This is a genomic window from Nocardia sp. NPDC003999 (genome assembly GCF_053604885.1).
The window spans coordinates 183,247-197,527 of record NZ_JBSGIB010000006.1 but is presented as its reverse complement, the minus strand read 5'-3'; the positions used below and the strand labels follow the sequence as shown (position 1 = coordinate 197,527).

The 14,281-nt window shown below is 67.5% G+C and carries 10 protein-coding genes; 4 read left to right on the top strand and 6 right to left on the bottom strand.

Features of this window, described 5'->3' with window-relative positions; genetic code table 11:
• Positions 1-67: 67 nt before the first annotated feature.
• Together ACWESM_RS15645 and eccCa are read right to left on the bottom strand one after the other, a co-directional pair.
• Positions 68-1,495, bottom strand: coding sequence for a type VII secretion-associated protein (locus ACWESM_RS15645; protein WP_452492284.1), 1,428 nt, complete (start codon positions 1,493-1,495; stop codon positions 68-70).
• Entirely contained in the window at positions 1,495-5,526 is a 4,032-nt protein-coding gene (eccCa, locus tag ACWESM_RS15640; RefSeq protein ID WP_452492282.1) for a type VII secretion protein EccCa, read from the bottom strand. Before eccCa ends, ACWESM_RS15645 begins: the two co-directional genes overlap by 1 nt.
• 170 nt (positions 5,527-5,696) lie before the next feature.
• On the opposite strand from eccCa, the gene eccD reads away from it, so the two are divergent.
• Positions 5,697-7,163: a type VII secretion integral membrane protein EccD gene (gene eccD, locus ACWESM_RS15635; RefSeq protein WP_364430911.1), complete on the top strand. Its 1,467-nt coding sequence runs from the start codon at positions 5,697-5,699 to the stop codon at positions 7,161-7,163.
• A 10-nt stretch (positions 7,164-7,173) separates the two neighbouring features.
• A complete protein-coding gene (gene mycP / locus ACWESM_RS15630; RefSeq protein ID WP_452492280.1) occupies positions 7,174-8,637 on the top strand; it encodes a type VII secretion-associated serine protease mycosin in 1,464 nt (487 codons plus the stop codon).
• 113 nt (positions 8,638-8,750) lie between these two features.
• On the opposite strand, the gene ACWESM_RS15625 is transcribed toward mycP, so the two are convergent.
• Together ACWESM_RS15625 and eccB are read right to left on the bottom strand one after the other, a co-directional pair.
• Positions 8,751-8,990, bottom strand: coding sequence for a hypothetical protein (locus ACWESM_RS15625; RefSeq protein WP_452492278.1), 240 nt, complete (start codon positions 8,988-8,990; stop codon positions 8,751-8,753).
• 96 nt (positions 8,991-9,086) lie between these two features.
• The gene (eccB, locus tag ACWESM_RS15620) at positions 9,087-10,571 is read right to left on the bottom strand and encodes a type VII secretion protein EccB (protein ID WP_452492277.1); all 1,485 of its coding nucleotides are present in this window, start codon (positions 10,569-10,571) and stop codon (positions 9,087-9,089) included.
• A gap of 112 nt (positions 10,572-10,683) precedes the next feature.
• Between eccB and eccE the strand changes: the two genes are divergently transcribed.
• Positions 10,684-12,327 carry a type VII secretion protein EccE gene (gene eccE, locus ACWESM_RS15615; RefSeq protein ID WP_364430899.1) on the top strand — a complete coding sequence of 548 codons (1,644 nt, stop codon included), beginning with the start codon at positions 10,684-10,686 and terminating at the stop codon, positions 12,325-12,327.
• A 15-nt stretch (positions 12,328-12,342) separates the two neighbouring features.
• Here eccE and ACWESM_RS15610 read toward each other — a convergent pair whose 3' ends face one another.
• On the bottom strand, positions 12,343-12,903 hold the full coding sequence (locus ACWESM_RS15610) for an NADPH-dependent FMN reductase (protein WP_355076227.1): 561 nt from the start codon (positions 12,901-12,903) through the stop codon (positions 12,343-12,345).
• 201 nt (positions 12,904-13,104) lie between these two features.
• Between ACWESM_RS15610 and ACWESM_RS15605 the strand changes: the two genes are divergently transcribed.
• On the top strand, positions 13,105-13,290 hold the full coding sequence (locus ACWESM_RS15605) for a hypothetical protein (protein WP_452492275.1): 186 nt from the start codon (positions 13,105-13,107) through the stop codon (positions 13,288-13,290).
• A 1-nt stretch (position 13,291) separates the two neighbouring features.
• Here ACWESM_RS15605 and ACWESM_RS15600 read toward each other — a convergent pair whose 3' ends face one another.
• The gene (locus tag ACWESM_RS15600) at positions 13,292-14,281 is read right to left on the bottom strand and encodes an NAD-dependent epimerase/dehydratase family protein (RefSeq protein WP_452492273.1); all 990 of its coding nucleotides are present in this window, start codon (positions 14,279-14,281) and stop codon (positions 13,292-13,294) included.

The following is a 14,281-nucleotide window of genomic DNA, read 5'->3' as shown; positions in this document are numbered from 1 at the left end:
CGGTGCCGGGGGCTAGAGTCGTTCTGCGCCGCAGTGGAGTCGGCTAGGTATGCGTGCCCGCGCCCCCTCACGGTACGACGCGGACCGTATCCCCGAAATGCGAGCACGGGGCTTCCAATTGCCCCCATTCGTCTCCTGCGTACTGGCAACCGATACTCAGCTGAATTCCGTACTCCAACAGAACATGCCAGCGAACGGTTGATCCGTCTCCGGGATGTTCCAGGTAGGCCAAGCCGGAACGGCCACCGAACATCACATCCTGCTGCAAGTCGGTCAGCACCCCTGGCGGACGCTGCGCGATCTGCGCTTCCAGCTTCGCCGCGACCTGCGCGTAACTGGACGACGCCGTCAGCGGCGCCTGCATTACCGTAATTCGTTGCCGCACAGCATCATCGGGTACCAGATCGACACGAGCGCGCCCCGTGTCAGGCGACTGGGCAATACGCCAGCCGGGAGGGACACGGAATCGGATTCGGCCGAAGGCCTCCGGTGCCGCCTCGGCCGGCGGGCCGACCGGCGGCGGTGCGGCGGTCGGCGACGCCGCTTCCGTGCTGGGCGCCGCTACCGTCTCTTCGCCGCGGCGACCGGACAAGACAACCGCACCGACGATCGTCAACGCGACGACCACCACGGCCGCGATCGCGGCGATCGCGATACGCGCGGCGCCATATCGAGGCTGTCGTGTCGCGGCACGCTCGCGGAGCGGTCGCATCCACTGTGTCTGCGCGGCGTGGACTGCGCGTGCCTCGGTCCGCCGCCCCCGGACGAGATCGGGACCGGCGACCGCACGCAACTCGACATCGGCACCTATGGACTGCTGGATCGCCTCACGGAGCAAGTCCAGTTTTCTGGTATCACTGAGAGCCGCCACTTGCACGAGGTCGATCGGGCCGCTGTCGAGCAACCGAGTGATCAGGTTGCACAGAGCGGCGAAGCCCGCGGATCCGCTCTCGATCTCGGCCAACGCGAGTGTCGGCTCGTGCTCACAGGATTCGATATGCACGCCGCGATGGCTTCGGATGACCGCCGACGCCGTGGTGGCCAGCGTGCCGAACTCCAGTACCAGCGTTCGCCGACTGTGGCTGGTGCCCTCGTCCGACGCGACCGAACGGACCGCGATGTCCTCGAACACGACATCCGAGGCCACACGGCGCGCCGCCTGAGCGAGCACGCCACGACGGGCCGCGCCCCATTCGGTCGGGCAGACCAACGTCATCCGGGCACACGGAGTATCGACACGAAGATGCTCGAGCGCACTCGCGAAAACGGCGCTCATCGCGTCCACCACCGAGGGTGTGCGGGGTGGCAAAGCTATGGCATCGGCGGGCACGAATTGCACCACCGAACCGACGTGGGTAGGCGGGCTCAGCGATTGCCCCACGACGAGGTCGAAGCCATTGCTGCCCAGGACCACCGACGGCGGCGCGTCCCAGTGCGTGTCGGCGCCACGCGCCCAGATACGCGCCTCGGTGACGACGAGCTCGACCTCGGACATCAGGGCAACGGCATCCACGCCGTCTGGACCAGGCCCTCGACATTACGGGTGACGTAGGTGCCTCGGCCCGGCGGCATCGGGCTCGGTCGCTTGGTTCCCATCAGGACGCCCTCGTCCTTGCTGCAGCTCAGGATCAGGCCCGCCGAGCCCAGATCACGCATTCGAGCCAACGTCGCCTCGAACATCGCCCTGCTCGCACCACCCGAGCGCCGGGCGATGATCACGTGGAAGCCGAGGTCTCGGGCGTGTGGCAGATGTTCGAGCAGCGCCTGGACCGGGTTGCCCGCGGAGGTGGCGACCAGATCGTAATCGTCGATGATGACGTACAACTCCGGTCCGCTCCACCACGAACGATCCCGCAACTGCTGCGGCGTGACGTCCGAGCCCGGCGTGCGCTTGCCGACATACGCGGCCAGGTCGTTCATGTTCTGGGTGAACTGCGGCGCCGTGGAACCATAGCCCGCGAGATAGCCCTCCGGAACCAGTCCGAGCATGCCGCGGCGGTAGTCGCCGATGATGAAGCGAGCCTGATCGGGGGTGTTCGACGCGGCGATGCCCTCGATCAGCGAGCGCAGCAGCGTCGTCTTTCCCGATTCGGTGTCGCCGATGATGATGAAGTGCGGGCTCTCCACGAAGTCGATGTAGACCGGCACGAGCTCGGACTCATTGATGCCGAACGGGATTCGCAGGCACTTCGCATTCGGGTCGACCTGGGCGGGCCAATCGCCCGCCAGATACAGCAGCTGCTCGCGCGGGAGCTGTTCGGGCAGCATGCGGACCTGCGGCGCGTGCCGGCCCGGCGTCAGCCTGGCGATGGCGGCGACCGCGTCCGCGACGGCCTGGGTGAGGTCGGTCGGGTCGGAGCTGCCGTCGATGCGGGGCAAGCCGGTCAGCATGTGCAGGCACTCCGGGGTCATACCGCGGCCCGGTCGCCCCTGGGGAACCAGTGAGGCGAACTTGCGGCCCAGATCGGAGTCCATCGGATCACCGAGGCGCAACTCGATCCTGGTGCCGATCTGATCCTTGAGCGCGGGCCGCGCCTCCGCCCAGCGGTTCAGCGCGATGACCACGTGCACACCGTAGGACAGACCCTGCACGGCGAGGTTCATGATGGTCTGCTCGAGCATCTCGAAGTCCTGGCGGATCGAGCTGAAACCGTCGATCACCAGGAAGACGTCGCCGAACGGATCCTCGTGCGCGCCCGCGGCGCCCGGGCTGGCGGCCGGGTCCATCGCGCGCAGCCTGCGGAAATCGGTCATCGATTCGATGCCGAGCTGGCGGAAGCGCGCCTCGCGCTGCCGGACGATGGTGGTCATCTCCGCGATGGTGCGGCGGACCTGGTCCTCGTCCAACCGGCTGGCCACCGAGCCGACGTGCGGCAGCCCTTGCAGGCTCGCCAGGGTGCCGCCACCGAAGTCGAGGCAGTAGAACTGCACCTGTTCGGCGGTGTGCGTCAACGACATCGCCATGATGAGTGTGCGCAGCGCCGTCGACTTGCCGGACTGCGGGCCACCGACGATGGCGACATTGCCGCGGGCGCCGGACAGGTCGATGACCATCGGGTCGCGACGCTGGTCGTACGGGCGGTCGACGATGCCGATCGGGGCACGCAGCGTGGACACCGGGGAGTATTCGCCGGTGAGAACGGAGCGCGGGACGAGCTGGTCGAGCGTCGGCGCCTCGTCCAGCGGCGGCAGCCAGATCTCGTGCGCCGGGCGGCCGTGGCCGCGGATCCGCGCGACCAGCATGTTCAGGTTGGACAGCTGCTCGCCGTCCTCGTCCTGTTCCGGTTCCAGGCTCGGTTCGGGCGGCAGCGGAACGCGGTCCGCCGCCCGGAAGTCGACATGGGTAGCGGTGAACGCGCGCGCCCTGACATCGATTTCACCGGACTGCGTGGCAACGGTCATGTCACGCTGCGAGCCACCGCCGACATACGCGCCGGAGACATAGGAAGCCTGGAAACGCTGGATCTCTCCGGAGTCGGCCTTCAGGTAGCCGCCACCGGGATTGTTCGGCAGGTTGTAGGCGTCCGGCACACCGAGTACCTGACGAGATTCGTTGGCGGAGAACGTTTTCAGGCCGATCCGATAGGACAGGTGGGATTCCAGGCCCTTGAGCTTGCCTTCCTCCAGTCGCTGCGAGGCGAGCAGCAGATGCACGTGCAGCGAGCGGCCGAGGCGGCCGATCATGACGAACAACTCCGCGAAATCCGGGTGCTGAGTGAGCAGTTCGGAGAACTCGTCGAGCACCACGAACAGTGCGGGCAGCGGGTCCAGGTCGGCGCCCGCGGCCCTGGCCTTCTCGTACTCCAAGACGTTGGCGAAGTTGCCAGCCGCGCGCAGCACTTCCTGGCGGCGGTTCATCTCACCGGCCAGGGCGTCCTTCATGCGGTCGACGAGATCGGCCTCTTCCTCCAAGTTGGTGATGACGGCGGCGACGTGCGGAACGCCCTCCAAACCGAGGAACGTCGCGCCGCCTTTGAAGTCGACCAGCACCAGGTTCAACTGGTCGGGCGAGTGCGTGGCCAGCAAGCTGAGCACGAGGGTGCGCAGGAACTCCGACTTACCGGAGCCGGTGGCGCCGATGCACAGGCCGTGCGGGCCCATGCCGTTCTCGGCGGCCTCCTTGATGTCCAGTTCCACCGGAAGGCCATCGGCGCCCACACCGAACGGGACGCGCAGGCGTTCCCGTCCGTAGCGCGGCCGCCACGCGTGCTCCGGGTTGAAAGTGCCGATGTCACCGAGGCCCATCAGCTGCGCCCACGTCGAGATCACGTCGGCGTCATCGGTTTCCACGTCGCTGCTGCGCTGGGTGGCGGCACGGTACGGGGCCAGCCTGCGCGCCACCTGCTGCGCCTGCTCGGGGCTGATTCGGTCGATCAGCGCGAACCGCTCCTGATTGCCGGTCGCGCCGCGGCCGACGCACTCGCCGTTCTCGACGATCATCTTGATGCCGCGCGACACCGCCAGGCGCGGCGCGTAGCCGCACAGGTCGATGATGGTGACGCCCTCGTAGCCGGATTCGCGCAACTGATCGTCCTCGGCCTCGAGCAGACCGCCGTCGACCACGATGACGATATGCACCATGTTCGCGTTGGCGGGCTGGTTGCGCGAGTATCGGACCCGGTTGCCGAGCAACGGATGCAACCCCGCCATCGCCTCCCGGATCGAGCCGTAGAACATGCGCTGGGTACCGATGCCGTCCTGCGCGTCGGGGTGCTGGGTGTGCGGGAGCCACTTGGTCCACTCCCACTCCGGCGCGGTGTCCGGCCCACAGACGACCGCGACGAGCACCTGGTCGGGAGCCTGGAACATGCACAGCTGCACCAGCATCGCTCGGGTCATGTCGCGCGCCTGGCCGCGGTCGCCGTCCAGCGCGATGGTGGCGAAGCCCTTGACCGCGATGGCGGTCGGCAGATCGGGCACGGTCGAATGGGCGCGCACGAAGCGGCGCAGCGAGACCGCGGCGATCGGCTCGAGCTCCTCGACCGGACCGGTCTCAGGAGCGACCAGTCTGGTGGCAAGGCGCTGGCCGCCGAGACCGATGCGCGCGTGGCAGAAGTCCTTGTCCCCCGCGCGGCGTTCCCACATGCGGCTGGTGCCCGCGAGCATCCAGACCAGTTCCGGCTCCGGGTGGCTCCATTCGACGGAAGCGCGCTGCTGAGCGGCGGTCTCGTCGACGTCCTTGCGCACCTGGTCGAGGTAGCGCAGATAGTCCTTGCGATCCTCGTTGGCCTCGGCGGCCTTCTGCCCCTTGCCCCCACCCTGGCCCGCGAACATGCCGACCATCGAGAACACCATCATGAGCGGGAACATCATGCTCATCGGGTTGGAGGCGATGCCGCCGCCCTGGGTGAACATCAGGGCCATCATGCCGACCATGCCGATCACCATCACGGCGGGCATGAGCTTCAGGACGAGGTTTCCCGGTGTGACCCGGGGGATTTCGGGCGGGGGTTGCAGCGTGACCTCGCCGCCGGGCGTCCTTGGCATCTCGCGGCGCGCACGGCGCTGGAAGCGGACAGTGCTCATCGACGAGATTCCCCCTTCGGCCAGCTGTGATTCGGCCTCAGTGTAGAGGTCACAGCCGACATGTCGTACAGTTCGACCAGCATTCTGCTGCCCGGACCGAGGGTTCGCAAGCTCGCCCCCGGCCCGCCGAGTCGTGGAATCACGAGGTAGAAGACCGAGTTGGGGGAAGCTTGACGCACGCGCGACTTGACCACATCGACGAAGAATCCTCGCGCGGGATCGTCCGCGCCCCCGACCTCGCCCGGGTGACGATTCTGGCCAAGCACACTCAGGTCGACATGGCCATACCGGTCGACGTGCCGGTCGCGCTGGTGATTCCGAGCGTGGTCGACATGGTCGCCCAGCACAGCCGCTCCAACGACTTCGACAACGAGGGCGAGCGTTACGAGCCCGCGGAGTGGGTGCTCGCCCGGATCGGCCATCCGCCGTTCTCCAACTCGCTCAGCCTCGGCGAGCACGGCGTCCGCGACGGCGAACTGCTGATGCTGGAGAGCGCTTCGCACACCGCGCCGACACCGCTGTTCGACGACATCATGTACAACGTCGCGATCGCCGACGCCGACCATTACCGCAGCTGGACCCCTCGGGTCGCGCGGATCACCGGCTCGGTGCTCGCGGCGCTCACCATGATCGTCGGCTGTCTCGGGCTGCTGCTGTCCCCCGGCTCGCTGCCGATCGGGGTCGGCGGTTCGATCGCGCTGGTGGTCGCGATCCTGCTCGTCGTCACCGCGATGGTGCTGAGCAGGATGTACGGCGACAACGGCACCGCGCTTGTGCTCGGCGGCTGCGCGCTGCCCGCGGCGTTCAGCGCGGGAATGCTCTACGTGCCGGACGATTACGGCTGGGCGCACATCCTGCTCGGATCGGTCCTGGCCGGGGCGACGGCGATTCTGGCGTGGCGGGTCACCGGCGTCGGGCTCGCGTTGTTCATCGGCGGGGCCGCGCTCGCCACCTACGCGGTGCCCGCGGCGCTGGTCGGCCTGCTCACCGACCAGCCGGAGCGGGCGATCGGCGCCGGCGCGGCGGCGCTCGGGCTCGGCGGCCTGTCCCTGGCCCCGCGAGTCTCCATGCTGCTGGCGAAATTGCCACTGCCACCGGTGCCTTCGCCGGGCACACCCATCGATCCGACCGAGGACGACCCGGACGATCACCGCGCGCTGCCGACCATGGAGGTGCTGCGGGTGAAGTCGGAACGCGCCCGCATGTACCTCGCGGGCCTGGTGGCGGCGACCACGCTGGTCACCGTCGTCGGCGCGCTCGGCGCCACCGACCCGGCGTCCGACGACCCGTACTGGCCGGGCATCGCGCTCGCCCTGGTCTGCGCCGTGGTGCTGATGTTCCGCAGCCGCACCTACGCGGGCGCGGAACAGGCCGTCGTTCTCATCTCCGGTGGCGCGGGCATCGTGCTGATCATGTTGGTCGGCGCCGGTTTCGCGATGCACCAGCCGCTGGCCGTGTTCGGCGCGGCGATGGTGGTCCTGATCGCGGCGCTGATCCTCGGCATCATCATCCCGAACCAGTCGGCCACCCCACCGATGCGGCGCGGCGTCGAACTGCTCGAGTACACATTCGTCGCCACGGTCCTGCCATTGGTCTTCTGGGTGGCGGACCTCTACGCCATCGTTCGCGGGCTGTGAGCTCGGAGCGATGAGTTCGAAACAGCGGGTCGACAGTTGTTTCCGAGCGGTTCGGTTGAGCACGGCGGTCTGCGTGTTGGCGCTCAGCGTCTCCGTCGGTGCGACTGCCGGAATTCCGGATGCGCACGCCGAGAAGCCCACCGTGAGCCCGAACACGGCACCGCCACCGGGCGAACCGGCCGCTCCGCCGGACAAGACCGAGCGGGCGTCCAATACTCCGTGCGTCAGTACCGGTTCGGGCGGCAACGGACCCTCGACCCCGGACGCACAACGCTCCCTCGACTTGCAGCACGCCTGGCGATTTTCCAAGGGCGCAGGTCAACTCGTGGCAGTCATCGACACCGGTGTCGCGCGCCATCCGCGCCTGCCGGGGTTGATCGCGGGCGGCGACTATGTGAGCAATAGCGACGGAACCGAGGATTGCGATGCGCATGGGACGTTGGTCGCGGGGCTGATCGCCGCGACAGAGGTCGACGGTCAGGGCTTCTCCGGGGTCGCCCCCGAGGCGCGAATCCTCACTATCCGCCAGACCAGCAAGCTGTATCAGAAGGAGGGAGCAAATCGGGACAAAGGGCCCGATGCGCTCCCCCAGGGATACGGCACCACTCGCACCATGGCGTCGGCGATCCGTCGCGCGGCGGACATGGGAGCTACCGTCATCAATATCTCCGAAGTCGCGTGCAGGCCGACTTCTGCGCCTTTCGAAGATACCGAGCTGGGTGCCGCGGTCCGGTACGCCGCGATCGAGAAGGACGTGGTCGTGGTGGTCGCAGCAGGCAACCTCGATGAAAGTACGGACTGCAAGGGCACCAATCCGGTGATCGACCCGCTCGACCCATCGGCCGACCCATGGAGCAAGGTGAACCTGAACGTATCACCGGCCCGCTATGACGATTATGTGCTCTCTGTCGGTTCCATCAACGGAAACGGCCAACCGTCTACGTTCACCGTGCCCGGGCCATGGCTCGGCGTGGCGGCTCCCGGCGAGAACATCACTTCCCTCGATCCACTCTTCAGTGACCCGAACAGCAAAGGAACCGCGGTCCAACTCGGCAGCGTCCAACAATCGGGAAAGCTCGGGCCGATTCAAGGCACCAGTTTTGCCACCCCGTTGGTTTCCGGTGTAGCCGCTCTAGTGCGGGCTCGTTTCCCGGAACTGAGCGCGCTGGAGGTCATCAAGCGCATCGAGGCCACCGCCCATTCCCCGGCGGAGGGGTGGAACCCTTACATCGGTTACGGTGCCGTCGATCCGATCGCCGCCCTGACCGACGAAGTGCCGAAAACGCTGCCGCCCAAGCGGCCCTCGGCAGCGTCGAGGGTGCAATTGCAGGTTCCGTCACCGGCCTCACCACCCGACAATCGGGCGCGAAACGTAGCGCTGATCGGCAGCGGCAGCGTCGCGATACTACTGGTGTTGGGCATGCTCGCCTCGTTCCCGATCCGCCGCAGACTCGGCGTCCGCGAGGACCAGTGAGAAAGACTCGATAACCGCACGATGAAACAATTGTGGCCCGTCGAACGACGGGCCACAATTATCAGTTCTCCACCATGCTTCAACGATCTCGAAAACGAGATGACGCCGCGGAGTTACTGACCGCGCGCGGGCTCCAATTTGTAGTACCCGTAGCCGTCTTCGACGCAGACCGCTTCCTTACCGTACATCCGCCGGAAACTGTCCTTGCCGGTGGTCATGCATTCCTTGAAGGTCATGCCGTGTTTGGTACGCATCGGTTCAGCGGTTGCGGTTGCGGCAGTCGACGCGGCGACGGTGCCGACCACGAATGCGGCAGCAATGGCGATCGCCAGTTTGTATGCGACGTGTTTCATTCCAGTGAATCCCTCCCTTTCTGCGGCGAGACTCCCTCTCGCCGGATCGGAGAGTACCGGAAGCGACATCAATAGCAAGCTCAGGCGCGCCCGAACTCAATTCGTATTTTTGACAAGCTCTTTCGCCGGATTGGCGTCCGGCGCGACGCCGTCGTGAGCCACCATCGCGTCCTGACGGCTGAGAGTCGGCCCGGAGGCAAGCAGGCCGACGATGGGCCATGGCGCCGGTTCGGGTTGCCGCACGCCGGAATCCGAACTCATGCCGAGCGCTTTGACCGCCTCCGCATCCTTGATGCCGTAGCGGACGCCGGTATCGGCGACGTAGAACATGCTGTCCTTGCGCTGACTGTCCGGCTCGATGCCGGTGCCCTGAACGAAGGCGCCGGAACCTGGCTTGAAGTAGACCGAGTCCACGTTGGGGCCGTCACCGTCGGCTTGGGCCAGCGGCACCAGGCGAGCGTCCTCCCGCATCGGCAGACTCACGCCGGTGATCAGCGAAAGCTCGGCATGATTGCCACCACCGCCCTCCGCGGCAGCGATCGGCTTCCACGACAGACAAGCGACCGGCCGATCCTTGATCTGCACGAGCGCGGGCGCGGTGGCCGGATAGTCCTTCACCGGCAGCGTCGTCGATATGGGCGAATAGGTCTTCTCGTACGGGACGATCGTCGGATTGCGGCCCGCCGCCGGGTCGGAGTTGAGAATGATGTTGGCGGTCAGCTGCGAGATTTCCTGCCTGCCATCGTGCAGCACCACGAAATACTGCTTCGTCGCGGCATCTTGCACCACCTCGCCGATCCGATGATCACCGATGGTGTATGTCGGCTGCGCGCCTCGATCGTCGATGTGCGGCACTTCGATTCGCTGCACCTCGGGTATCGCATTGAGCAAGCCTTCGCTGATCGGCCGCGGTGCCACATTGCGAATGCCCAGCGCCTCGGTCACCGCGTTGTTGTTCATGTCGACGCGGGCGCGCTTGTTGTCGTAAACGAGGTAGGTGGCGTCCTTGCCCTTGACGAGCAGAGCGTTACCCGACTCCATTGCGGAAGCCTTGGCGCCGAGTTCCAGGTCCCCGATGAGCACCGAAGTGGTCGCCTTGTTGGTGCCGTCGAGCTGCAGGGTGTCGCACACCGTCCACGCGCGCCCCTTCCCCTCCTTGTCGAAGGGCAGCGAGCTGGGAGCGCCTGGGATGCCGATCAATTGGCCGCGCGGCTTCTTCCCGAGTTCGGACTCCTTCACGGTCGCGGGCTTGGCGGCCTCACCCACGGCCAGGCGGGCCGAGGCGAGGTTGAGAGACGGGTGCACCACGTTATCGATCACCGCGTAGACGGCGCCGGAATCCTTGCCGATCAGGATCTTGTTGTCATCGCCGACTTTGCCCTGCGGGCGCAGCAACGCGAGCACGCCGCATCCGGCCAGTGCGACACACGCCAGGATCAGACCGGCCGCGTACGCGCGGGACTGGGAACGCATGGGGTCGTGCAGCATTCGCACATCCCTGCGCACCAAGGCGTGCTCCATCCGCCGGACCAGAAAGCGGTAACCGCTGACCTGCCAGCGAGTGGTGGGTTTCGAAGCCATTATTCCTCCCCCGAACAGTGCTCGCGTTCGCCGAACACAGTACAGTTCCCGGGGACTGTTGTTCAGCTCGGCCGCGGCGAACCGGCCGATATCGGGTACTTGGGGGACGACGATGGCGGAACCGGCCGGTGCGGGACCACGACCGCTTTTCGGGCGCGTCTCGATGCGGAACCTGCTGATCGCCCAGATCATCGGGCTGATCGCCGCGGTCGTCGCACTGTTCGCCGGTTTGCCGGGGCTTCCCACGCTCGGCGTGGCGGTGGTCGTCGCGCTCATTCCGCTGATTCCGGTCGCCGGACGCACTGTGCTGGACTGGATCGCGACCTGGTGGCGCTATCTCACGCACCGGGACTACGAACTCGGCGACACCGTCGATTTCCGCGGCGCCGATGGTCGCTCGCTCGGCCTGTACTGGGACGGCAGCCGCGTGGTGACGGTGGTCGAGGTACTGCCTCCCCCCGGCGGGCTGACCAGGATCGCCCGCACCACGGTGCACGCCTCGCACCTGCTTCCGCTGGCGGAGCTGGCGAAATGCTTGAACCAGCACGACATCCTGCTCAGCGGCATCGACATCATCAGCCACGGGCATCGCAGCCGTTCCGGCACGCCCGCGGGCAAGATCTACGAATCGCTGCTGGGCCCGCTGCCCGCCACCGCGCACCGCACGGTGTGGCTGGCGATCGGTTTCGACGCGGTGGCCTGCCCGGAGGCCACCGACCGGCGCGGCGGCGGAGCCGAAGGCGCGTCGCGCGCGGTCACCATCGCCACCCAGCGCATCATGCGCACGCTCGAGGATGCCGACTGCAACGCGCGCATCCTCACCGCGCCCGAGATCCGCAAGGCGGTCCTGCAGATCACCGGCGGCTACGATCCGCGCACGCTCGAACACAGCTGGCGCTACGCGGAAATCGGCAACAGCGTGAACATCGGCAGCGCCTTGGATCCCAAGCGACTCGAATCGGACCTGCTCGCCCAGCTCTGGGTGGCCCCATCACGCGGCACGACGGTGGCGGTTCGGTTGCGCCCCGGCAGTTCCGCCGACTCGGTGAGCATCGGCGCCGCCTGGCGGCTGACCGCACGGGAACTGCCCGAACGCTCCGAGCTGCCGGGCATGATCTCGATGAACGGACGCCACCGCGACGGGCTGCTGGCCCACCTGCCGCTCGCGGTTCCCGGCGTGGACGACACCATTCCGATGATCGAGCACCTGATCGACATCGTCGACGATCTGCACCTGCCCTCCTCCGGCTGCGGCCAGCTGATCGGTTCCGATGACGAAGGCAACGGCGTGGCGGCTCGCATCGTCGGCGCGGGCATCTCCACGGTGTATGTCGCCGGCGAGCTGTACCTGGCGCAGCAGCTGGTTTTCCGGGCGCTCGCGGTCGGCGAACGGATCCTCATCCGCACCGACCGAGCACGGGCCTGGGAGAACCTGGTCACCACCATCGGCAATCCGGAGCGCCTGACCATCGCGATCGAAACCCACCAGTCCGACGCGGGATTCACCGCCACGGTGGTGGACGGGGTGCTCGCGCCTGCCCCGCACGCGGGCGTCACCACCATCTACGTCACGGGCGATCCGATGGGCTGGCCCGCCGCCCGCCCCGACCTGGCCATCCACCAGCCCGGCGCGATCGGCAACCACGTGGTGCTGCGCACCGGCACGGCACAGGTCGACCTGACGCTGGTGTCCATCCCGAGCGAGGCGACCTACATCGGTCAGCCGCGCGGCCGACGCGCGATGCAACCGCAGTAAGCGAGCGCGATAGCGCTAACCGGGGTACGGATCGGCCGTCCGAGCTGCTCGCAAAGTACGTGCCCACCAGGCCAATTGACGCAACATTCGTTCCGCGGCGTCGATGGCCGCCCCGTCGCGGGTGTCGCCTGTCTCGTCGAACCGCTTCTTTGCCTGGTGGAAACTGACCGTCTCGCGAACCGACACCATATGGATCTCGGCGACCACTTGCCGCAACTGCTCCACCGCACGCAAGCCACCGGAAAGGCCGCCGTAGGAGACGAAAGCGATGGGCTTCGCGCGCCACTCGTGCTTCGCGGTGTCGAACGCCGTCTTCAGCGATGCCGGATAACCGTGGTTGTACTCCGAAGTGACGACGACGAACGCGTCCGCGTCCCGCAATCGCGTGCGATAGGCCGCGGTCTCCTCGTTGTCGGTGAGTTCGACCGGCAACGGCGTATGCGCGAGATCGATCACGCCGACATCGAATTCGGGACGAGCGCGCACGGTACGTAGAAACCAGTCCGCGACCACCGGCGCGAACCGCTCCGGACGCACACTGGCCACGATGACCTCGAGCCGCAACGGGGTATCCACCGCGCGAGCCTAACTCGGGCCCCGCCGGCCACCGCGTACCGGCGCGCTCCAGAGCATCTCCCGCCGTTCACGAGTGCCCGATACCAGGAACACCGGATACCCCGCGACCGGCGGAGCAGGTCGCGGCACTCGCCACGGTGCTGAACCGACCGCTGGTGGCGCGCGAACTCGACGACGAGACCGAGGCAGCTGGCCGCCACCATGCCGCGGGAGTACGTCGACGCGTTTCTCGGTTTCTTCGTGGCGGGCAGGCTGGATGAGGCGACGCTCTGTCCGACCGTCGAGCAGGTGACCGGTCGGCTTCCGCGCAACTTCGAGCAATGGTCGAACGCCCACGCGGAGGCATTCGCGCCGCACCGAGCCGCATCCGGCGATCCGGGTGCCTGATTCAGTCGGTGGCCGCGAACTCGGCCAGACCCTGCGCCGGCGCCACCGAGGCGGTGAAATCCAATACCCGTCTCGCCTTTTCCGGGTCCGCGACGAAATGCCGGACGTCGCCGATGCGGTATCGGCCGGTTACCACCGGCGCGGGGCCACTGCGGGCGCGCGACATGATCGAGGCCACTTCCCACACCGTGATCGGCTGCCCCGAGGCGATGTTCAGCGCGACGAAACCGGGCAGCGAACGCTCGACCGCCGCGACGGTGGCCGCGACCGCGTCGCGCACGTGCACGAAATCCCGGATCTGTCCGCCGTCTTCGAACACCTGCGGCGCGCGGCCCTGTGCCAGCTCGGCGTGCAACCACCCCACCAGCCCGGCCCGCGCTCCCGCGCCGTACACGTTGTGCATTCGCAGGGCGGTCACCGCACCACCGGTCGCCAATCCCCAGGCGAGCGCGTAATTCTCTTGCGCGACTTTGCTCGCCGCATAGGGACCGCGCGGACGCAGTGGCGCGTCCTCGCCGACCGGCTCCCACGTCAAGATCTCGCCGGTGTGCGGAGCGCGATGATCGAACATGCCTCGGTCGAGGTCGGCCCTGCGACGCAGGTTGGGGAAGAACGGGCCGCTCTGCACGCCGCGATAGCGGCCTTCGCCGTAGACCGCGACGGACGAGGCGAGCACCAAGCGGCCGACTCGCGCCCGCTCTATGGCACCGAGCAGCACGGCGGTCCCGACATCGTTGTGCGAGGCGAAGTCGGCGGCCAGCGCGCCCGCGGTGACACCCGCGAAGTGGCAGACCACGTCCACTCCGTCCAAGAGGGGTGCGAGCCCTTCGGCGTCGCGCACGTCCACCCGCTCGATCCCTTCCGGTGGTCGTGCGTCCGGCCCGTGGTCGCGTAGCAGGTCCACCCCGGTCACCTGGTGTCCCGTGGCGAGCAGCGCACGGCGCAGGTGCCCGCCGAGGAACCCGGCCGCTCCGGTGACCAGCACCCGCAT